We start from the raw sequence: 22,453 nt of genomic DNA, 5'->3' as shown, positions 1-22,453 counted from the left end.
GCCGCAAAAAATTTCCGATTTTTTTTGCAGCCTTTTATACCGAAGGAGGATTCAAAAATGAAAGCAGCAAACAAAAACACAATTCCCATCACTTCAGAATCCGATATTTTATGCGCTTTCAGAAATCTGACTTCTTCTTATGACGAACGCACTTTACACAAATGGATTAATTTTTTCAAAAAATGTATGTATTACGCCTCTTCCGATTATTCTAATCCTATGTTTCTTTCTTTAACTTACAATGCAGTTAAAAAGAGCGAGCAATATCCTTATGAATTTTTATATATTCATAAGTTGATGTATCAGTTTCTCTGCCTGAGAACCCCCTGCTTTTTGCAGTTTCCTCCATATACCGATCTTGCATCCGAATACGATCGCACAGCGATCAAATGGAATGTTCCCGCTCCCATTACGCCTTTTTTAATCTGCTATATCAAAGCTGCCAGTAAATTCAAAAAAAATGCCCCTGTCACTTCGTTTTTCCATGAACTTGACGAGACATTTACAGAGACAGAAAAATTTCAAAACGATCTTACCCAAACAGAATATCGGATTTTAACTGATGAAATTCTTTGCCGTAAATATTTTTGTACTACGGAAGAAATTTATAATACTTTCTCAAAAAACGATTTCCAAAAAGAGGCGCTCCGGCATTGTATTTTTCATTTAACCGAAACATTAACCGCAATTTTGCAAAACAGCCGCCTCAAAAATTATTCCGCTGCTCCGGTTGTTTCAAACGCATATATTCTGTTAAATACTTTCAGGGAAAAATTATATGAACAGACCTGTTCAGAAAATAAAAAACTAGATTTAACGACCTTATATCCACACAAAAAGCCGTGGACTATTATAGGTGAAAACGAACTGATGCAGAGCATAAAACATTCTCTGTCTTCCTTTTCTGCAAAAATATTTTCTCTTGCAGAAGAAACTTTAGATGACCATTCCATTCACCATATCTCGGCGAAAGACTACGAAACCTTTTCCAACGGATGCACTAAGATCATAAACGACATAGAACAGCAGATTGAGAAAGAAAAAGAAAAAATCACAACATTCTATCTCAATATAACAAACGCCCCCGCTGTCAGTCACGCTCTCTCTAACGGACAATTAGAACTTGATCAAGAAAACTTGAATTACAGATGTTGTCTGCTTACAGATGCCCTTACAACATTTGCCAATTCTTTTTCACAAACGATCCTGACTTTCAAAAACAACGTCAGGAAGGCTTCTCACGCCTTCCCTGAGCAATATACATCTTTAAAAACCGACAGAGACTACTTTTCGGAATTCAAGCACTCTGTCAAAACAATCGAAAAGAGGCTCTACGGGGAAATCTTTATGACAGCTTTTGAACATTCCAAGCCGTTTCTGTTTTATAACGACAGAGGATTCATAAATACTCTCACATATCCCGCTGTCCTCTTTCCGGCAGAATGTTTAAGAATAACTCATGAATTGATAGGAAAATATTTTTTATCTGAAGATTATATCCTTCAGTATTTTCATGATAAAGGGATTCGTTTTCCGATATCACTTGCTGAATTTTTATCGAGAGTTGATATTAAGTAACACACAAAAACCTTTGCACTCCTTCATAAGTTTCTTTGAAATTGATGTAAATTTAGTGTAGTGCTAATGTAGGAATCTCTATTCCATTTTCAAGAACTCTTCAATCACTTTTACAAATTCTTCAGCTCTATCATACTGTTCCTTTGCATCTTGCAGAGACACAAGAAAAAAATCCGCATAATCGGTATTGTTTCGAATTTGAAATGCCTGACTGATATATTTTGAATATTTCTTGTCAAACTTTCCTGTCTTCACATATTCTTTCTGAAAATATGCAATAACTCCGGCATGCTTTGAAAAGTCTTGTCCTTCTACCGCCAGCAATGCACGCACCGCTGTAAACATTGCATAATAGGAACGACCTATAGAATCTTTATAACTTCCAGCCTCTAATAGTATTTTCGAGGAATGCAGTCGCTCTTTTGCCATTTCCAAGCGATATACTTTTAATTCTTCTCTATTATCAGGCAACGATTTCTACCCCCTCACTTTCGATATTTCTATAATAAGGTAAATCATTTTTATACTTCTCATATTCAGCAAAAGGAATAACCGTTGGAGACACTATCGTACCATACTCTAATTCCAAGTCTGAAGAAATATCCCACACACTTTTCAAGCCTTGTTGAAGTTTTTCTCTATCTCCCTGTACAATAGCGACTATATCTATATCTGAATCCTTTTGATAATCGCCTCTAGCATAAGAACCATACAAAATAATTTTCACAACATTTGCTCCATATACCGCTTGATACGCCTGAGTCATCGCCTGCAATATTAAGTTCAATTCATTTCGTGTACACATTTCTTTCATACTCCTCTGATTATAACATATAACAGATTGTTTCGATTTTATTATAACGTAATTCCTCTAAAAACAAAAGGTACTCTCTATACATCTTTTATAACCCATCTTTTATAACTGTATGTAATCAAATTTTATCTTATTGACAAAAATTGAGGTATCGCAATTTGCTAACACCTCGCAGTCTATTTATCAAAACAAATTTCCATCCTTAATGTTAAATTTTGTTCTAAAGAACGTTCTGTTTTGACAATATCTTAGAATTATTTCCCTAACATAACTTCTCGTACAATAGCTATCTTCGATTAATGTAGTGCCATCATCACCCTTTATCTGTTTTTTGAATATTTTCTTCTGTTCCCACTCGCTCTTGATTCCCTCAACTAAATCTTCACTCATTTCAAGATGCGAGAGAATTACTGAATTTAGTTCTTTGTCTCTAATTTCTTTAATTTGAGAGAATGTGCTTAACTGTTGCAATTCTTTTTTTACTGCACTTGTGTAATTGTCTGAACTGATACATTTGCTATTTGAGCCAGTCCTTCTTATGTATAACCTCAGCAAGTTTCTCAAGAATACCTCCAAATACTCGGTTGTTTCGTGGATACCCTTTTGCAGGTTCGTATAATTTGCCGGGACAAGTGCATTTCTAAAATACCAAGCATTTTTCGCAAAAATATCATTTGTGGCAGAAAATCCGAGCGTTCTCAAATACTTGATTAAAAATACTGCCGTCGCTCTTGTATTTTCCTCACCAAAGATATGGATTTGCCATAATCTTGAAACAAAGACTGCAAGATGATGAATGATTTCCTCCATCGAAAACCCTTTGTAAATAAAGTTTTTTCCTGCAAAAAATCATATTCAAGAGTTGCTCTTAGTTCCGGGCGCTTCCGTAGAGAACAGTTGCTCCGTCAAGTACCCACTCTTTTTCGTAATTTTCAAAATATAATCCTGTTTTTCTTCCACTCATAATAATAATCATGGTTCGATAATCTTTCATCTACTGTCATCTGCCTTTACATAACACAAACAGGCTCATAGAAAATACATTCCATGAGCCTATCTCTTTATATCTCTTTATATCTCTTTATAACGTTTTAAATCTGTTTTCATTATGGTACAAAATTGATATAAAAATCATTTTTTATTTTATTTCACATTAATTAGTACAATTTTGCGCCTGCCGGAATATGCTCATCAACCATCAGAAGATGAAGTTTTTCTTTCCCTTCTTCATTATGAACCGCTGAAATCAACATACCACAGGAGTCAATTCCCATCATCTTTCTCGGCGGCAGATTTGTAATAGCGATACATGTCTTGCCAACCAATTCTTCCGGCTCATAATATTCATGGATTCCGCTCAGGATCGTACGATCCTCTCCTGTTCCGTCATCCAATGTGAACTGCAGAAGTTTCTTAGATTTCGGCACTGCCGTACACTCTTTTACTTTTACCGCTCTGAAATCTGATTTAGAAAATGTCTCAAAATCTACATCGTCTTTAAATAACGGCTCGATCTCAACTTTGGAAAAATCAATTTTTTCTGCCGGTTTTTCCTCTGTTTTTGCCTGTACTGAATTGTTTGCTTCATTCTTAGCTCCGCCCTGTGTTTTCATTGTCGGGATTGATGTAGTGAAGTCTTCCACGATTATCCTTTTTCCTCTATAGAGTACCATACTTATCCAAGAATCAGTTTTTTAATTCTTCCACCGAAGTCCACCAAGCTCCAACTCGGTATAGTCAAATTTGTGGTACAAAATTTTTTTTAGAAAACGGAAATTCATCAAACATCATCAACGATTTTTCCCCTTTTTTCATTGCATGGATCTGTCCATCAAGCGTCAAGACACATCACTAACTATATTATAATCTTTCCACGGAGATTTGCAACAATTTCCTGCTTTTTCTCCTGTGTTGCTTCCGCATATACATCCATCGTCGTTGTAATATCCGCATGTCCCATAATACTCTGGATTACCTTTAAGTTAGACTCGTTCTCACACAATCTTGTACAGAATGTATGCCTCAGATGATGAGCTGAAAAATGCGGGATAATAAGAGGCTCTCTGTCTTCTTTCTCCGCTTTTTCAATCTCTTCCGTATTGTATGCATTCCTGGCGCTTTCGATTGCACGGTTTATGGCATTCGGCAAATATGCGGTTCCTGTTGCTGTCACAAAAATAAAATTTGAATATCCTTCAATCTCTTCGGAACAGAAACCAATGCATTTTTGGAGCTCATACTCATCCAGAAATGCTTCATACACTTCATCTATCATCGGAATTGTCCTTCGCCCTGAAATCGTTTTAGGCGTTGAGATATGCTTCATGGATTTTCCGTTTTCATCCGGTCGGTATACCAATGTATGGTTCACACTGATGATCCGCTTTTCGAAATCCACGTCCTCCCATCGAAGTCCGATACATTCTCCAATTCTCATTCCGGTTCCCAAAAGGACTGTAATAATCGGAACCCATCCCTGATATTCCCGATGTGCTTTCAGATAACCCATAAAAGCTTTCTGCTGGGGAATCGTAAGCGCATGTCTTGGATTATGTTCCCAGATATGACTTTTCTTAATTTCCCTCATCACACCTTCTGTCGGATTCTGCCGGATCAGTCCATCTCTTACAGCCATCTGAAATGCCGGATGAAGCTGCGTATGAATACTATCCAAAGTATTTGCTTTCATTTCTTCATTCAAGATCATCTTGTAATAGAATTTTTTTACATCGGAATACTTGATTTTTCCGATAAATCTTTTCCCAAATGTCGGTCTGACAAAATGATTGTACATATACAGATAATTTACCCTGGTAGACTGTTTTAAATCATACTTCTGTTCAATATATTTGTCATATAACTGATTCAGTGTCATCCGGTCTGCAAGCTGCGGATCCAGTCCGTCTTCCTTATCACGGATAATCTTTCTTTCTATTTTTCTCAGTTCAACTAATGTTTTTGCGTAGACGGTCCGTCTGTTTCTTTCCAGATCTGTATAAGAATAGGAATAACGGCCATCCTTTCTCTCACTCTCGCCGGTCCGCAACACATAGCCCCGGCTGTCTTTTCTTGAATTTGCCATTTTTTCACCTCACAAATAATGTGAGGAGCATATGAATTGTGCTTATCCTGCCTGCATAATAGCTGCAAGTCCTTCTTAAGCACCTGCTATTTGTAATTCATTTCTTACTCTTCTATTATACAGTTTATCTATCGATAAGTCAGCAACTTTCTGCTCCTCAACGTATTTCATAGATTGTCTTTACAATTCATCTCGAAAGTTCTCAAGATACTCATCGATCAGTTCCGTATTGATCAGAACGATCCGCTTCACATGGTAGACGGCCTTCGCATCTTTCGCTAATTCTTGGAACGTATGAACTCCCATGGAATATAGTTTTGCTCCTTCCTCATAACGGACAAATTTCTTTCTTCCGGTCTGAACCAGTTTCTCCAGTTCTGGAATTTCTTTTCTTACTTTAGGCATAAAAAATCCTCCTTCTCTTGTACATAAAAAATATCTTTCATATATACAAAAGAAGAAGGGTAAAAATACAGCCTCTGATATGCAATTTTTTATTTTAACAAATCAAGCAGAGTATATTCGCCTTTCGGAATCTTAGCTGTTCTATGATACTCTTTTATTGCCGCTACAAGAATTCTGGAATCAGAAAAGTAATCCAACACATAATCATAAGACTTTACATCGGGCATTTTAAGATTTTCCTTGCAAAAATCACTTGGTTTTTTCCCTGACTTTTTAAATTCTTTATACTGATTTTCGGCAAAGATAATCAACATTTCAATTTCCGGTGCAGTAATCACATTGATCACATCAATTTTATGTTCATACGCTTTACCAATTTTAAAATTTTCTCTTCTTGAATCCAATATTCTGATTACTGATATCTTCTCCGCAAATCCTTTTCTCAAATACTTCTGTTCAAATTTCTTACCATCCCTGCATCGAATTACCGACTCCTCTAACATCTCTTCTCTCGAAAACACGAGTAAATCTTCATCCAGAAGAATATCCATAATCGCATTTTCTGCAGCACCTTCACATATACATGCTTTATATTTTGCCAATTCCATAACGCACCTCCTATTTCAGAGATGCAGCTATGCTTTTCTTCAACTGCATATAGGCTTCGTAAGTAGGTGTCGTCCCTTCCAGAAATCCACTCTGATAAGCATCACTTTTCTTGATATCATTTCTTCCTAAAATATGGGAAAGATTTTCTGCTGTAATTCCATCTCTATTTCTGATAATAAAAATACTGTCGTTACGATCATATTCATCTAAAAGTTCCGGATAATGAGTAGAAAAAATTAGCATTCCACCATTTTTATTTAATTTTCCGTCCATAAAGAAACGAATCAAAGTGCTTACTATTTCTTTATTGAAATGATTTTCTATCTCATCAACAATCAGACATCCTCCATCTCTCAGAACTTCCTGTGCCAATGTAAATGTAATCATTCCTTTTACAGTTCCTGACGAAAGATAATTATTTAATTCTATTGCATTGTTCAGGACAATCTCTTCTTTTCCTTTAAATTTTAAATGAATAATTGGTTTTTCATTTTTTTCTTCAAAAAACAAATTTTCAATTGTTGGATCCAGGTAAGAAATCACCTCAGCCGGGATTCCTTCAGAAAACGGCAACACATTAATATTGGTAAAGAGCAACATACTGACTGCTTTGATATGCTCACCAGTTTTCTTATTGTAAGCAATCATAATACTTACATCATCTGACAGAAAGCTTTCCTGTTCATCCCGAACAATGATTGGTTCTCTCCCCTCAAAATCCAGCATAGCTTTACGAGTTGTTACTTCTTCTATCTTTTTTGACCAAAGTGACTCTGAGTCAATACGATACACTGTTCCTTCTACTTTCGTATTCTTAGATGTGATAACTGTTTCCAGTCTGCAAATTTCTTTGGTAGTCTCTGAATAAAAATATACATTCAAAACAGCTTTCTCTGTATTTCCCAATATTTCCTTTGTATTAATATGATTGATTGGTTCATTATTTATAATACCTAATGCCAGAAGAAGAACCTTTAATACTGATGTCTTTCCAGAGGCATTGATTCCTATAAACGCGTTGGCCGGATTCAAATATATATTTGAAAACAAGGAATACAGATTTATTTTATCTTCTTCTGCAACTCTTTGCTGTGCATAAAAAGGTAAATCCAGTTTTTCTTTAAATAATGGCAAGCCTTGTGCAGTAACTCTCAATAATTTCATATAACGCCTCCAAATTAAAAACAGATTTTACGTAGTTAATTTTCTTTTACTGCTATTATATCCATATTTTTATTTTTTATCAACGGATAATTCGTTTTTATTTTTCAAAAAAAGAGTACTCTTCCTTGTTTTATTAGATTTTGAAGCATCTGATAAGAGATACCTTTCCCTGTAATCTCGCAAGTACACATTATTCCGCCATATCGTCCAAATATCGATTCATAATTCATAGCCGTATTCATGTACATCATCTCAAACAACTTCATACAATTTCTCGACACTTTTTGTATCAAGTTCTAAAGGAAATCCCAGATAATGTAATCGTTCTGTTTCTTCGTATGGATATGCCGTTGCTTTGCCATATCGGATTTATCTGTAATTATTTTTTAGATTATTTTCCACTCACACCCTGTATTTTTCCCCTCCATCTTTTGTATATGTGAAAGGGTTCGTAGACACAGAGCAAGATCCACCCATGTTTAACAGTATTGCCGTTTGGCATCCTGTTGCTCTATGGGTTTTATCTTGATGGGAATCTCCCCATACCCTTTCAATACCAGACGTTTCATTCGTCTGGTGGTTCCGCCCAAAGGCGTTCACAGCACTATTTCTAATATCGGAAGGGACAGCCGATATTGAAATAAGTGGACTCCCGAAGGGAGGAATACTCTCAGCAGAAGGAGGAGTATGAGAACAGAAAACAAAGATAAAGAATTAAATCACAGACATTTTATAGGAGTACGTCTTACAGATGTCGAGCTGAATTTATTAGATCAGGGTGCAGCATCTTTTTCAATCAGTCGCTCCGAATATGTAAGGAAGCTACTTTTAGAAAAGCAAATCTATCATCAGGTGGAAGTCGTTGCAGACATGAATGATCTCAAAAAACTGGTCAGCGAATATGGAAAGATCGGATCAAATCTCAATCAGATTGCCAGATATTTTAACACTGGCGGCTCCCGTTCTCTCGCTGTGGAAAATGAAATCCATCAGTGCATTGCGGACTTATTCCAGCTAAGAAAAGAAGTACTGAAACTGGCAGGTGGTAAGAATAGCAATCGTAAAACATATTAAAAGCAGAAACGCAAATTACTCAGATGCCATCAACTATCTGCTGTTTGAGCACGATGAAAAAACCGGGAAAAAGATTGTTGATGAATCCGGCCGTAGCATCCTACGAAAAGAATTTTATATGGATGGACTGAACTGTGATCCGATGTCTTTTGATAAAGAATGCGAACTGACAAATATGCATTTTCATAAGAATCGGGAACGCTCTGATATCAAAAGTCATCACTATATCATCAGCTTTGATCCTGCCGATGTGACGGAAAACGGACTTACCGGCGAAAGAGCACAGGCTATCAGTATTGAGCTTGCAAAGCAAATGTTTCCAGGATACCAGGCACTGGTTGTCACACATACCGATGGTCATAATGAATCAGGAAATATTCATACTCACATCGTGATAAACAGTGTCCGGAAATATGCAGTGGACCGGCAGCCTTACATGGACAAACCACATGAAGAACGTGCTGGTTACAAGCACCGATCCACTGATAAATTCATAAAATTTTTCAAAAAAGCAGTCATGGATAGATGTCAGCAAGAAGGGCTTCACCAGATAGATTTACTTGCTCCTGCTGAAAGAAAAATCACACAGGCAGAATATATGGCACAAAAATCCGGTCAGGAGAAATTGGAAAAAGTCAATCAGGAAATCGTAGCAGACGGACTGAAACCAACATCCACAGTTTTCCAGACACAGAAAGATTATTTGCGAAATGCCATTGATGAATGTGCTGCTACTTCCGATAGCTTTGATGAATTCCAGACAAAACTGTTTGAGCAATTTCATATTTCTGTTGTTGATCATCGTGGCAGATACAGTTACCTTCATCCAGACCGACAGAAACGAATCACAGAACGTGCACTCGGAACGAGATATGGGAAAGAACATCTGGAACAGACATTTCTGCACAAAGATCCAATTGCCATCCTTTATGTCAGATCGCATCTGCGACTGGTCGTGGATCTCCAGACAAATGTCAAAGCCATGCAGAGTCCGGCTTATGCTCGTCGTGTAAAACTTACCAATCTACAACAAATGGCAAATACGATTATCTATGTACAGGAGCTTGGAATTGATACACAGACTGAGTTAAAAAGAATGCTTCTTGACTCACAGAAAGAACTTGCTGAATACCAAGATCAGTTTGCTCAACGCGTCACGAAAGCAAAAACACTCAACAATCAGATTCATTATACCGGACAGTATTTTGCAAATAAGGAAGTCTACTCCAAATTTGTAAAATCGAAAATCAAAGGAAAATACCGAAAAGAACATGCGGCTGAAATTCAGGCATTTGAAGAAGCCAGAGACTGGTTAAAGTCCTTCTACCAGGATGGAAAAATGACCAGTATAAAGGATCTGAAAATCCAAAAAAACAATTTACAGCAGACCATAGATTCAGACAAAGAATCCATAAAATCTCTGAAAGAAAAGTTAAAAGATTTGGAAACTGCAGATCAGAATATTGATGCTATTCTCCATATGCAGATTCCAGAAAAACGCAAAGAAAAATCAATAGAACCAGAACGATAAATCACGCCAAACAAAGGAGGAATTGTTACATGACACAAGAAGAATTTAATGTTGTCTTCGAACTTCAAATGAGAAAGTGCTCTGATATTCTTGCACATAAAAAGAAAGAATATACTGGCGACAATCTTGACCGGTTGAGCGCATTCAAGATTGCTGCCGCATTACAGAATTGCGATCCGAAAGCTGCACTGGCAGGTATGATGTCGAAACATGTCGTATCTCTTTACGATATGTGCTATTCCAGCCTGCTTCATTTTGATATGGATCAGTGGGATGAAAAAATCACGGACTGCATCAATTATCTTATTCTGTTAAAAGCACTGGTAAAGGAGGAACAGGCATATGGATCACATTGAAACAGCTATTCTGAACTGTTACGGAATCCGGGAAGCAGAACAGAATATGGTCTTTGCTGCCAGACTCACACAACATGGTCATACAATCCGTAACATGGAAGATTTAATGACTCTTTACCACCAGACATATAGCAAGAAAACAGTAGAAAATATTGCCAGTCTTCCACATCCAACTGTTCAGAAATTTATGGTCATCACCATAGCCATCGTTGGTGCAAGCAGACGATTTCTGACACAGATTACCCGGCATCAGAATGAAGTAAAATACATGAGTGCTTCTCTGCAGTACAGCAATTATTCCGGACATGCGGCTTTTGCCATTCCATACGAAATTCTAAAAGCAGAAAGCAGCATCCGGGAACTCTACAGCCAAAGCTGTCAGTCGGATCTCGATAATTATGAAAAACTCATTTCAGCTGGAATTGACCATGATGCAGCCGGATACGCAACACCTCAGGGCTTACGTAATGTTCTGATCATCAGCGCCACACCTTACCAGTGGAAGCACATGATTGGTCAGAGGACCTGCCGTAGAAATACAGATGAAACTCGAATTGTAATGCTCAACATCTGGAAGAAATTATACAGCCTGAGTCCCATACTTTTTGCTCCCGATCTGACAGGTCCATTCTGTCAAAGAAGTGCCTGCATGGAAAAACAGATGTCCTGTAAGAATCCTATTTCTCAGATCTGGACTCCCGCTGATATTTTAGAAGCCGATTATCCATTGCTTATCAAGAAGGAGGTGCAACCCAATGAAAATTAAACTCATCGATTTCGGTCTGAAAGAAAAGCACTATCCTTTCCGACCACATGAAAATGATGCCGGTGCTGATGTATTCATGCCTTATGACTGTACTTTACAGCCAGGAGAGATTGCCAGAATTCCTCTGGGGTTCGGACTGATCATTCCTGACGGATTTGCCGGATATGTCTTTCCAAGAAGCAGCATGGCAGCAAAAGGACTGGTATGCGAACTTCCGCCAATTGATTCCGGTTATCGTGGAGAAATTCATGCAATCCTCAGCAACGTAAGCACCGAAACACAGATCATTCATAAAGATACCCGGGTTGGTCAGCTCGTGATCACGCCCGTTTTAATCGCAGATTTTGTTCTGGATCTCGGAAATGAGCGAGGTACCGGAGCATTTGGAAGTACAGGAGCATAACTACTATGATTACATTTGGAAGAAAACTAAAACACTTACGACAGAAAAATCATCTCACCCAGAAAGAACTCGGTATAGCCATGGGATTCCCTGAAAATTGCGCCGACGTCCGGATTGCTCAGTATGAAAGCGATATCCGTACACCCAAAGAAGATCTTTTAAAACTTTTTGCATCTACGCTGGGTGTACCAATTGAAATTCTCACAGTCCCTGTTCTCTCTGAACCCAGGGAGTACGAAGCTGCATCTTTCTGGATGCACGAACTGGCATCTGAATTAGATTAACTATCGTAAGACCGAAACGAGGCAACGGATCTCTCCGCTGCCTCTCTTTTTTATTATTAGTACAGTTTTGCTCCCGCCGGGATTGCATCATTCAGCATTACCAGATTTAACTGCTCTTCTCCGTTGACATTATGGATTGCAGATAAAAGCATACCGCAAGATTCAATTCCCATCATTTTTCTCGGTGGTAAATTCACGATAGCAAGAAGTGTCTTTCCTTCCAGTTCTTCCGGCTCATAAAAAGCATGTACTCCAGAAAGAATGATACGGTCTGTTCCTGTACCATCATCCAGTACAAACTGCAGAAGTTTCTTACTCTTCTTAACTGCAGTACATTCTTTAACCTTTACAACACGGAAATCAGATTTGCTGAATGTGTCAAAATCAACAAACTCTTCAAATAATGGCTCTATCTCTACAGCATCCGCTTTTTCTTCAACTGCTTCTGTTACTTCCTCTGTATTTTCTGCTGTCTCAGCTACTGTTTCTTCAACTTTTACATTTTCTTCACACATAATTCCTTATCCTCCGTAAATATTGGTTCGCACATTATTTTAGCAGTTTCTAGTCAAGTATACAAGCATAGAAAGCTCTATTACTTCTCACTCGGCAACAGTTCCTCCCTTTCATCATTGATTACTGCCATCATAATTGTCGCCAGAGTAACCCCAAGATCATCCGGTTCTACATATCCCAGACTGGCTGTCAGGCTTCCCTGCGGATCTGCATCGATCAATAATACTTTCTTTCCCTCTCTTGCAAGTCCAATTCCTAAATTTACGGTTGTTGTTGTCTTTCCAACTCCGCCTTTCTGATTCGCAACACAAATTACTTTACACATTATTCGTTCCTCCTGTCGTTATATTGTTAAAAATCTTCGTCTCTAAACGCTTCCAGATATTCATCAATGATATCCAAATTAACAAGCACAATCCTCTTTACGTGATATACGGCTCCGGCATCTTTCGCCAAATTCTGAAATGAATGCAATCCCATGGAATAAAGCATTGCGCCTTCCTCATAACGTACAAACTTTTTTCTCCCTGTCTGAACCATTTTTTCCAATTCTGGAATCTTCTTTCTCCTATTTTTCATGTCGCTTCCTCCTTGATTCTTCCAATCTGGCAACAACCTGTGGATTTTCCTCTAAAAACTTTTCCAGAATATTCAGATCCACAATCGCTGTTTTTCTTATCGGATAATTGGATTGTGCCTCCTTGGCTGCTCTGACAAAAGACCAGTAGGATACGTCATAGAGTTTTGCACCCTGTGCATAATTTACAAATCTACGCCCTTTCCCATCTAGATACTTTTCCAGATCAGGTGCTTGTGCTTTTCTTTTTCTCATCAGTTCCTCCTTGTGTTGGAAATCCTTTAAATTATGAATTTATGGATTTCTTTTTTCGCAGGTGCTAATAGGACGTGCTTTTTTGCAAAACAAAAAGGACACTCCCAATTGGTATTTCTACCAAAAGTGAAGTGTCCTTCAAACACCTTATTCTTGAAAATGCTCCTCAAAAATAATCAATATTTAACTCTTTTTGGACAAATAATGTCAAATAGTCAGGAATCCATAGGACTCCATTTCCTATTTTTTTATAATCCATACAACGTCATTTAAATCCTTACGGGTCCGGGTAATTTCATGTAAGTCCATGTCTATCCATGGAGCTACATTTGCTGATTGGATAATCTTACCCGTTGACCGCAATCGAACATTAGTTCAGCGACTTCATCGTCGGGAAAAGCAGTACGTCTCTGATCGCGGCGCTGTTTGTTAAAAGCATACACATTCTGTCGATACCGAATCCGATACCTCCTGTCGGCGGCATACCGATCTCAAGTGCATTCAGGAAATCTTCATCTGTTGTATTTGCCTCTTCGTCACCTTGTGCCAAAAGTTCTTCCTGAGCTTTGAAACGTTCTCTCTGATCGATCGGGTCATTCAGCTCTGAATATGCATTCGCCATTTCCCAGCCGTTCATAAAGAACTCGAAACGCTCTGTATATTCCGGATTCTCCGGTTTCTTTTTCGTAAGCGGTGAAATCTCGATCGGATGATCCATTACGAACGTCGGCTGAATCAAATGTTCTTCTGCAAACTCTTCAAAGAACAATGACAAGATATCACCTTTCTTATGATGCTCTTCATATTCTACATGATGCTCGTCTGCAAGCTTGCGAGCCTCTTCCAAAGTCTTAACTTCATTCCAGTCAACGCCTGCATATTTCTTCACGGCATCTACCATTGTAATACGTTCAAACGGTTTTCCGAGATCCATCTCAACGCCATTGTAAACGATCTTCGTTGTGCCGAGAACTTCCTGTGCCACATGGCGGTAAAGATTTTCTGTAAGATCCATCATTCCGTTATAATCTGTATATGCCTGATAAAGCTCCATCAATGTAAATTCCGGATTATGTCTCGTATCAAGTCCTTCGTTTCTGAATACACGACCGATCTCGTACACTCTTTCAAGACCTCCGACGATCAGACGTTTCAGATAAAGTTCAAGAGAAATTCTCAGTTTCAAGTCTTCATTTAAAGCATTGAAATGTGTCTCAAACGGTCTTGCCGCAGCTCCCCCGGCATTTGCAACAAGCATCGGAGTCTCCACTTCCATAAATCCTTCGCCGTCCAAATATCTGCGGATCGCACTGATGATCTTAGAACGTTTGATAAATGTATCTTTCGCTTCCGGATTCATGATAAGATCCACATATCTCTGACGATAACGCATATCTGTATTCGTCAGTCCATGGAACTTCTCCGGAAGAATCTGAAGACTCTTGGAAAGAAGTGTTACATGAGATGCATGAATGGAAATCTCTCCTGTTTTTGTCTTGAATACCTCTCCTTCGATTCCGATCACATCACCGACATCAAGTTTCTTAAATTCTTTATAATTTTCCTCACCGATGCTGTCTCTTGCTACATAAGACTGAATATTTCCTTTTAAATCCTGAACATTACAAAAAGATGCTTTTCCCATTACTCGCTTTGACATCATACGTCCTGCGATGGAAACCTGCTTTCCTTCAAGCTCCTCGTAATTTTCTTTTACTTCTACACTGTGATGTGTCTGATCATATTTTGTAATCACGAACGGATCTTTTCCGCTTCCCTGCAGCTCTGCAAGTTTCTCACGGCGTACCTTTCTCAACTGATTCAGATCCTGTTCCTGTACATTCTTCTGCTCCTGTGCCACTTTCTTATCTCCTTTCCCGGATAACTTTTCTCTGTTTTGCTTTATCTCTTATTATTCCGTTACGCTTTTTTTCTCTTTATCTGCCTTTTTCGCCTCTTTAAAACATTCCCATACATGCGAATTCAGACCTCTTAAAAAGAGGTCTGTTTATAATCATCTGTTTACATTGAACGGCTGATTTCAAGCACTTTGTACTTGATTTCTCCCGCCTGTGTTTCTACGCTTACCGTATCTCCCACTTTTTTTCCGATCAATGCCTGACCAACCGGAGACTCGTTTGAAATCTTTCCTACCAAGCTGTTTGCCTCTGTTGATCCCACAATTTTAAATTCCATCTCTTCATCGAATGTTATGTCAAATACCTTTACCGTACATCCGACATTGATCTTATCAAAGTCAACTTCATCTTCAACAACCACTTCTGCGTTTTTCAGGATGCCTTCAAGTTCTTCGATACGCGCTTCGATATCTCTTTGTTCATCTTTTGCCGCATCATACTCTGCATTCTCGGAAAGATCTCCCTGCTCTCTTGCCTCTTTGATCTTAGCTGCAACTTCTTTCCGTTTGACAACTTTAAGAGTTTCAAGTTCATCTTCAAGTGCCTTTAATCCGGCATAAGTAAGTAATCTTTTCTTTGCCTCCGCCATTGATAACGCTCCTTTTCTGTCATTCTTTTTCACTGTTTTTTGTCTATTCCCGACAGGAAAACTTGTCCCTGCACGCTGTCTCTTTTAGTTTATTTCACAATTTCAATATTATAACCATCAACCCCATTAATGTCAAGGTTTTTGGCGTAAACAAGACAGCTTTTACATGATATTGCGCAGAAAATATAGCGCTTATTAACAATACAGCGTTATGCCGGAATTACCGTAAGTTCCCAAAGACACATTCCGGGATTACAGGCGGCTTTCCAAGGTCTTGATCCTTCTGTCTTTCGTTCATTGCCGCTCCAATGCAAACAGGGCCGCCACTAAGTGGCAGCCCTGCATTTTTCCGTACTATTTACGGATAAGGCTTATTTTCTTTTGTTTCTTTTGAAGATTGTCAGAGCCGCTCCGCCTGCAACCGCACCTGCAAGAACTACAAGTCCGATCAGCAGCGTTACGTTAAAGTTATCTCCTGTCTGAACCGCTCCGCCTTTGTCCGGTTTCTCTGTATTCGGTTTCTTATCCTCTGACGGATCTGCTTTCACCGATACAGCTACGTCTGCCGACTGTCCGCCGTATGTTACTGTTACTTTCTTCGTATCCGCTGTCAGTTTTGTATTAAGACTCGGATTAAAGGAGAAATCTTTTGCCGTCTCCGGTCCGTATGCAACAACTTTTGTTGTTCCGTCTGACATCGTTACTGTAAGACTCATTCCCGTCGGATCGAATGTCTCTCCTGCTTTGTATTCTGTCTTAGCCGGATTTGCTTTAATTTCAACTTTTTCTACCGTTGGTTTTTCCGGCTCTACCGGTGTGTCAGCTTTCACTTCAATACCGATGTCTACCGTCTTGCCGGCATATGTTACATCAACTTTGTTCATACCTTCTGTAAGTGCTGTATCAAGTGTCGGGTTAAATACAAAATCTTTTGCTGTTTCGTTTCCGTATGCAACTTCTTTTGTTGTCTTGTCTGACATCGTTACTGTAAGAACAAGTCCGCTCGGATCGAATGTCTCTCCTGCTTTGTAAGTTGTCTTAGCTGGCACTTTCTTAACGGCAATTTTGTCTACCGTCGGTTTTTCCGGCTCTACCGGTGTGTCAGCTTTCACTTCAATACCGATTTCTGCCGTCTTGCCTGCATATGTTACTGTTACTTTCTCATCACTTGTTTTCAGTGCTGTGTCAAGGCTTGGGATGAATGTGAAGTCTGCTTTTGTTGCATCGCCGTAAGCTACTTCTTTATCTTCGCCTTTGTCATATTTCACTGTAAGCACAAGTCCTGTCGGATCGAATTTATCGCCTTCTTTATACTCTGTCTTAGCCGGATTTGCTTTAATCTCAACTTTTTCTACCGTCGGGTTCTCCGGTACTACCGGTGTCTTTTTGTTTACTTTAATTTTGATATCTGCCGTCTTCTCAGCATATGTTACAGTCACTTTTTCATCGCTTGTTTTCAGTGCTGTATCAAGCGTCGGGTTAAATGTAAACTGATCCGCATTTGCTGTTCCGTATGCAACTTCATCACCATAAGAACCGTCACTGTATTTTATTTTTACAGAAAGTCCTGCCGGATTGAACATTTCGCCTTCTTCATACTCTGTTTTTGCCGGTGCGCTTACAACTTCAAGAGCTTCCGGTATAACTGGTTCTGATTCAGATACTGTGATGTTAACATCTAATTTCAAACCTGCATATCCAACTTCTACTTTTGTATAATCTTTTGTCAAAGCTGTACTAAGTGTCGGATTAAATGTAAATTCTCCTGCGTTATCCTGTCCATAAGCGACCTCTTTTTCTGTTCCATCAGAATATTTCACGCCAATAACAAGTCCTGCCGGATCAAATTTCTCGCCGACTGCATACGCCGTCTTTGTAGGCTGTGCTTTCAATGAAAGTTCTGTTGCTGTCGGTGGCACTACTTCTTCTTTTGTTACTTTCACTCTGATTTCAGCAGCACTCATCCACTTGTTTCCGCCTTGGTCATCATGTGTCTCTACACCACTGAAGCGGATATATTTTGCCTGAACCGGAGTTTCGAATTTTGCCATCTTCCATGTGTTGTCAACTGCCCACACTTTTGTTCCTTCTGTAACGGCTACCTCTTTCCATTCGTCTCCCTCTGCGGCTTTCACTTCAATCTTATATGTTTTAACGATACCGTTTTGTCCGCCATTCTGTCTCGGAAGATATCTTAAACCGATTACATTCTGAACATCCTCAAGTTCCATCTCGATCCATCTTTCTGCCGGATTTGTATTATTCCACTGGGTATGCCACAATGTATTCGTATCGCCGTCAAACGCTTTCTCCTTTTCATTTCCGGATTGTGCGCTTCCAACCGTTGAAGTAATCTTTGCTTTATCGTAATCTTTTGAATCATCTGTTGCGTCAGCGTCCAAATTTACAACGAACGTATTTGTTGTCTTATGGTCTTCTGACTCGATAATAATGCGTACTGCATTTTCGTATGTCGGAAGAACTGTAACTGCCGCATTGTCTGCTCCAACCGCTTCTACGGTTTTTGCTTCAACTTCTTTCGTTCCCCAACTTCCTGCACCTGCTGCAAGTACTTCTGCCGGAGCAGATGTTTCGTTGATCTTCAGACTCTCAAGTTTTGCTGTTGTGTTTGTTGTAAAGTCAGCCTGATTTGCAAGATACAGTTCTGCTTCTACAATTCCCGTACATGTAAATCCGCCGCCTTTTCCGCTTGCATCCGGATTATTTACAACATGGATTTTTACAAATACAGCCTTTGTCGGAACAAAATCATATGTATATTCCACGACGCCAATCGCAGGGAGTTCCTCTGGATGTGACTCTGTTGCTGTTACTTCTGTCCAAGTTCCCTCTTCTCCTGTTTCGGAAACATATATTTTTGTCGTATTATCTGCTGGATAAGATGCTGCATGGCTGTCAGATCTGAAGAAAATCTTAATCTGATTAAATATCTGCTGTGTCGCATACTGGAATGTAATATCAGCATCATTGTCTTTGGCATCTTTGCTGTTTTTATAGTTACTCCACATTGTAGAGTTTGTATTACCGCCCTGATTTCCGTCTACTGTTCTGTTTCCATCACGGATTGCTTCCAGATCATCAGACTGCATCTCCTGTGGGATATCCTGCGACAATGTCATCGCTTCTTTTGCAACGTTATTACCTACTGTATATTCTGCTTCCTGAACGCGAACTGTAGCTGTAACCGGCATAGATTCACCAAACACATCTGCCGTTCCTGTTACGTTCACGATTCCTTCTGCATCATATCCTTTTTCAGGAGCTTCCCATTTTACCGGGAATGCGGCTGTAAGAACAGTTCCGTCTTCCATTACTGCCGGTCTTGATGTCGGAAGACTCGGCGCTACTCCGACTGATGTTGTTGTCGAGTAATTCAAAAGCGCTGCTACTGTATCAATCATATTGACATTAACTGACACCGTCTCTGCTTTTTCAACACCTTCCACAGAAACAGTTCCCGTTAAGCTGAACGTACCTGCCTGACCGATCTGCTCTGCTGTCGCTTTCTCCCATGTCACTGTGCCTGTCGTTTTTGTCTTGTCTGTCAGTACAACTTCTACCTGTCCCGGAAGCTGCGGCTGATTGCCGACTTTAACATAATAACTCTTCGACATTTTTACGCTGCTGATCGCCTTTTTGCTCTCTGAACTGTCAGAAGACGGTGTTGTTGTAATCGTTACCGTCTGATCTTCCATTCCTTCTGCTTTCACTTTCACAGTGATTGTTCCGGCAGATTTTGTAGACTGAACGATTCCTACAAGCTGACCGCTGAATGCTTTTCTGTTATCGTCTCTGTAAGACTGATGATCTACAGGTCTTCCGTTATCCACGCCTGCAAGCACACCATCACCGCTGACTTCAAACGTCACCTTATTATCCGCATTCGGTACAAGATTTCCTTTATCATCAGTAACACTTACTGTCAAATAAGAAAGATCTTCTCCATTTGCTGTAATTTTTGTTCGATCAACATCAACTTTTAATTTTTTAGCTTCACCTGCTGTAGTTACTGATGTTCGTCCCTGAAGATTCTCTGTAATTTCTTTACCGTCTTTATCCCACGCTTTTGCGGTAATTGTTCCGGCTTCATATGGAACCATCCATGTCATGTACAGATTCTCATGTTCTGTATTGCTCTTTCCAGTTCCTTCATACATCTGATATGTGTATCCTGCCGTCGTCTTCTTTTCTGTAAATTCTTTTGCACCGAGCGATCTCTGTTCACCGCCGCTTGCCGGAGTAAAGAACAGTTCTACTTTTTTTGCATCGCTGTATACAACTACCGGAACATCATTTCCACTCTTCTTATATACAACTTCTTCATTCCAAGCCGGAAGAATATGAAGTGTATTCACGCTGTCATTCCACTGACTCTGATAGAAGTAATAGCTGTCTTTCGGAAGTCCGGCAGTATCAACGATTCCAAAATAGGAGCTCTTCGGTGCAGGCCATCTCGACGCATTACCCGGTTTGCCTTGTCCTGTTCCATTCCACGGCGTCGGTTCTCCGATATAGTCAAATCCTGTCCATACATATTCTCCCGCAATAAAATCACGCTTGATTACTTCATACCATGCGCTGCTTGCCGTAGCGCCCCAACCAACTGCCGATGTATCATAGGATGTCAGATCATAATCGCCATAATCTGTTTGACTACCCATTCCTTTATAAATGCCTCGGCTATTAACTGCCGATGCAGTCTCAGAGCCATACATACACCATTCAGGATAAGCTTCATGAATCATATCGTAATGAGTCTTTCCTGCATGATTTTTCCACTCCTGAGAGTAGTTCATACCATGTATTCCACCGGCTTTCTGTAATTCCTGACCAAGGGTAATAGCACCTGTCTCATTACTTTTCAGCTTATTATCTCCGGTTGTAACAGGGCGTGTAGTGTCTGCCGCCTTTGCCCATTTCACAAGGTTGTCCTGAGCAGTCTTATAATCATCACTGTATCCGCCTGTTCCTTCCCACATCTCGTTGCCAAGCGACCACATAATAATCGCCGGATCGTTCTGACCACGCTCGATCATTGCTGTAAGATCAAACTGCGCCCATGTCATGTTCTCTGCAGCGCCCATGATCTCGTTGCCGTCTTCAATCTTTTTATTAAACCACTTAGAATAATCGTTCGAGTTACTGTTTTTCGGAGCTACCCATCCGTCAAACGCCTCGTCGATCACTAAGATTCCGTGTTTATTACATGCATCGATCAATTCGTCTGACGCCGGATTATGTGTCACACGGATAGAGTTACATCCCATCATTTTCAATATCTCTACCTGACGCTCTGTAGAGCGGTCATTTGCAACCGAACCAAGCGCGCCCTGATCATGATGCATACATACTCCCTGAAGTTTCATCTTCTGACCATTCAAAGAGAATCCTGTATTATTATTGAAATCAAAATAACGGAATCCATAATCTGTCTCGTATGTATCAACTGTAGTACCGTCCATAAGGACTTCTGTTTTCACAGTATAGAGATTTGGAGTTGTCGTACTCCAAAGCTTTACGCCTGATACAGTAAAATCTGCCTGTACATCTTTTGATTTACCTTTGTCCACAGTCGCAACTTCCGTCTCAAATGTCCCAACCGCCTGCTCTGCCGTTCCGTTTTTCGGATAGATCGTATGTTTTACTTTTACAGATGCATTGTTCTCGGATTCATTTACAACAGTTGTTTTTACTTTTACCGCAACATTGTTTCCATCTGCATGATCTTTCAGATCCGGTGTCTCAATCTTTGTTCCGTTCTTATCTACATGAACTGTATCGGTTACAACAAAGTCTACGTCTCTGTAAATACCGCTTCCTGAGTAAAAACGGCTTGACGGTGTCTGGTGATCTACTTTAACGGCAATCACGTTTTCTTTTCCGAACTTCACATTATCTGTAATATCGAAAGAGAATGGTGTGTATCCGTTCGGATGTGTACCAAGCTTTTTACCGTTTACATAAATAGTTGCATTCATGTAAACGCCGCCGAAGTCGATACTGATTCTCTTACCTTTCAGGCTCTCGTCTACAGTAAAGTTTTTTCTGTACCATCCTGTACCGCCCGGAAGATATCCGCTTTCCGCCTCCATCTTCTGTGAATATTTCTGGTCGATACTGTAATCATGCGGCAGGTTCACCTGATCCCATGAGGAGTCGTCAAATGCCGGAGTCTGCGCTCCGCTTGCGTCTCCTAAATAGAACTTCCAGTTATCGTTGAAGTTCTGCGTTCTGACCGTTCCGCTGTATTTGTTAAGGAACACCTGCTCCGGCGCTGTGTTTGTCTGCGTCGAAGTTCCCCCTTCCAGTTGAACGATCTCACCCTGTGCGTAGGCTGTTGCCGGCAACACCATGCTTCCTGCCAAAGCTGTAGCAAGAACTGCCGAACCTGCTTTCTTCCACTTGAGATTTTTCATAAACTTTTTCGCCCCTATAGTTCCGGAGCACTCCTTCGTTCTGAATTTTCACGCATATTCCATGAAACGAAATAAAGAAAAACGACCTTTTTCT

At 39.7% G+C, this 22,453-nt stretch carries 20 protein-coding genes and 3 pseudogenes; 7 read left to right on the top strand and 16 right to left on the bottom strand.

From position 1 onward, the window contains the following. Positions 1–57: 57 nt before the first annotated feature. On the top strand, positions 58–1,578 hold the full coding sequence (locus ACH9UM_RS01370; protein ID WP_004847425.1) for a hypothetical protein: 1,521 nt from the start codon (positions 58–60) through the stop codon (positions 1,576–1,578). Positions 1,579–1,656: 78 nt separating this feature from the next. On the opposite strand, the gene ACH9UM_RS01365 is transcribed toward ACH9UM_RS01370, so the two are convergent. From ACH9UM_RS01365 to ACH9UM_RS01325, 9 genes and pseudogenes are all read right to left on the bottom strand, one after another. Next, positions 1,657–2,007, bottom strand: coding sequence for a HEPN domain-containing protein (locus tag ACH9UM_RS01365; protein ID WP_004847421.1), 351 nt, complete (start codon positions 2,005–2,007; stop codon positions 1,657–1,659). 34 nt (positions 2,008–2,041) lie between these two features. Next, positions 2,042–2,383: a nucleotidyltransferase domain-containing protein gene (locus ACH9UM_RS01360; protein ID WP_009242425.1), complete on the bottom strand. Its 342-nt coding sequence runs from the start codon at positions 2,381–2,383 to the stop codon at positions 2,042–2,044. Between the two features lie 192 nt (positions 2,384–2,575). Continuing rightward, on the bottom strand, positions 2,576–3,202 hold the full coding sequence (locus tag ACH9UM_RS01355; protein WP_004847416.1) for a hypothetical protein: 627 nt from the start codon (positions 3,200–3,202) through the stop codon (positions 2,576–2,578). A gap of 58 nt (positions 3,203–3,260) precedes the next feature. Then, positions 3,261–3,386, bottom strand: coding sequence for a hypothetical protein (locus tag ACH9UM_RS01350; RefSeq protein WP_004847414.1), 126 nt, complete (start codon positions 3,384–3,386; stop codon positions 3,261–3,263). 163 nt (positions 3,387–3,549) lie between these two features. Then, a pseudogene (metG, locus tag ACH9UM_RS01345) lies at positions 3,550–4,011 on the bottom strand (methionine--tRNA ligase subunit beta); the annotation flags it as partial. Between the two features lie 236 nt (positions 4,012–4,247). After that, entirely contained in the window at positions 4,248–5,474 is a 1,227-nt protein-coding gene (locus tag ACH9UM_RS01340; RefSeq protein WP_373249772.1) for a tyrosine-type recombinase/integrase, read from the bottom strand. Between the two features lie 180 nt (positions 5,475–5,654). Next, the gene (locus ACH9UM_RS01335) at positions 5,655–5,879 is read right to left on the bottom strand and encodes a DUF6462 family protein (RefSeq protein WP_055297690.1); all 225 of its coding nucleotides are present in this window, start codon (positions 5,877–5,879) and stop codon (positions 5,655–5,657) included. 89 nt (positions 5,880–5,968) lie between these two features. Then, positions 5,969–6,487, bottom strand: a complete 519-nt coding sequence (locus tag ACH9UM_RS01330; RefSeq protein ID WP_337489338.1) for a hypothetical protein — start codon at positions 6,485–6,487, stop codon at positions 5,969–5,971. 10 nt (positions 6,488–6,497) lie between these two features. Beyond that, positions 6,498–7,652 carry an ATP/GTP-binding protein gene (locus tag ACH9UM_RS01325; protein ID WP_055297692.1) on the bottom strand — a complete coding sequence of 385 codons (1,155 nt, stop codon included), beginning with the start codon at positions 7,650–7,652 and terminating at the stop codon, positions 6,498–6,500. Between the two features lie 687 nt (positions 7,653–8,339). Between ACH9UM_RS01325 and ACH9UM_RS01320 the strand changes: the two genes are divergently transcribed. The 6 genes from ACH9UM_RS01320 to ACH9UM_RS01295 are packed head-to-tail and all read left to right on the top strand — an operon-like array spanning position 8,340 to position 12,066. Then, on the top strand, positions 8,340–8,726 hold the full coding sequence (locus ACH9UM_RS01320; protein ID WP_400091737.1) for a plasmid mobilization protein: 387 nt from the start codon (positions 8,340–8,342) through the stop codon (positions 8,724–8,726). Then, entirely contained in the window at positions 8,704–10,257 is a 1,554-nt protein-coding gene (locus ACH9UM_RS01315; RefSeq protein ID WP_370768604.1) for a relaxase/mobilization nuclease domain-containing protein, read from the top strand. The genes ACH9UM_RS01320 and ACH9UM_RS01315 overlap by 23 nt, the downstream gene beginning before the upstream one ends. Before the next feature lie 29 nt (positions 10,258–10,286). After that, positions 10,287–10,613 carry a hypothetical protein gene (locus tag ACH9UM_RS01310; protein WP_055297696.1) on the top strand — a complete coding sequence of 109 codons (327 nt, stop codon included), beginning with the start codon at positions 10,287–10,289 and terminating at the stop codon, positions 10,611–10,613. Continuing rightward, complete coding sequence (locus tag ACH9UM_RS01305) at positions 10,600–11,379, top strand: FAD-dependent thymidylate synthase (RefSeq protein WP_055297697.1); 780 nt, start codon at positions 10,600–10,602, stop codon at positions 11,377–11,379. The genes ACH9UM_RS01310 and ACH9UM_RS01305 overlap by 14 nt, the downstream gene beginning before the upstream one ends. Further along, the gene (locus ACH9UM_RS01300; RefSeq protein ID WP_055297698.1) at positions 11,369–11,782 is read left to right on the top strand and encodes a dUTP diphosphatase; all 414 of its coding nucleotides are present in this window, start codon (positions 11,369–11,371) and stop codon (positions 11,780–11,782) included. Before ACH9UM_RS01305 ends, ACH9UM_RS01300 begins: the two co-directional genes overlap by 11 nt. A gap of 5 nt (positions 11,783–11,787) precedes the next feature. Then, positions 11,788–12,066, top strand: a complete 279-nt coding sequence (locus ACH9UM_RS01295) for a helix-turn-helix domain-containing protein (RefSeq protein WP_400091734.1) — start codon at positions 11,788–11,790, stop codon at positions 12,064–12,066. Positions 12,067–12,122: 56 nt separating this feature from the next. Here ACH9UM_RS01295 and ACH9UM_RS01290 read toward each other — a convergent pair whose 3' ends face one another. The 7 genes and pseudogenes from ACH9UM_RS01290 to ACH9UM_RS01260 all read right to left on the bottom strand — a co-directional run bounded on the left by ACH9UM_RS01290 (position 12,123) and on the right by ACH9UM_RS01260 (position 22,359). Continuing rightward, on the bottom strand, positions 12,123–12,581 hold the full coding sequence (locus ACH9UM_RS01290; protein ID WP_055297700.1) for a methionyl-tRNA formyltransferase: 459 nt from the start codon (positions 12,579–12,581) through the stop codon (positions 12,123–12,125). Between the two features lie 98 nt (positions 12,582–12,679). Continuing rightward, positions 12,680–12,907: pseudogene (locus ACH9UM_RS01285) on the bottom strand (ParA family protein); the annotation flags it as partial. A 26-nt stretch (positions 12,908–12,933) separates the two neighbouring features. Then, positions 12,934–13,161 carry a DUF6462 family protein gene (locus ACH9UM_RS01280; protein WP_302544732.1) on the bottom strand — a complete coding sequence of 76 codons (228 nt, stop codon included), beginning with the start codon at positions 13,159–13,161 and terminating at the stop codon, positions 12,934–12,936. After that, positions 13,151–13,414 (bottom strand): DUF6462 family protein, encoded by a 264-nt coding sequence (locus ACH9UM_RS01275; RefSeq protein ID WP_055297247.1) that lies wholly within the window; start codon positions 13,412–13,414, stop codon positions 13,151–13,153. The genes ACH9UM_RS01280 and ACH9UM_RS01275 overlap by 11 nt, the downstream gene beginning before the upstream one ends. A 379-nt stretch (positions 13,415–13,793) precedes the next feature. Continuing rightward, a pseudogene (lysS, locus tag ACH9UM_RS01270) lies at positions 13,794–15,275 on the bottom strand (lysine--tRNA ligase); the annotation flags it as partial. A 161-nt stretch (positions 15,276–15,436) separates the two neighbouring features. Then, the gene (greA, locus tag ACH9UM_RS01265) at positions 15,437–15,922 is read right to left on the bottom strand and encodes a transcription elongation factor GreA (RefSeq protein WP_004847410.1); all 486 of its coding nucleotides are present in this window, start codon (positions 15,920–15,922) and stop codon (positions 15,437–15,439) included. 371 nt (positions 15,923–16,293) lie between these two features. Beyond that, complete coding sequence (locus ACH9UM_RS01260) at positions 16,294–22,359, bottom strand: discoidin domain-containing protein (protein WP_004847408.1); 6,066 nt, start codon at positions 22,357–22,359, stop codon at positions 16,294–16,296. Between the last annotated feature and the right edge of the window lie 94 nt (positions 22,360–22,453).

It is taken from the genome of Mediterraneibacter torques (genome assembly GCF_044591705.1).
GTDB classification, from domain to species: Bacteria; Bacillota; Clostridia; order Lachnospirales; family Lachnospiraceae; genus Mediterraneibacter; species Mediterraneibacter torques.
Note: the sequence above shows the minus strand (reverse complement) of the source record. Positions and strands in the feature narration are given on the sequence as shown.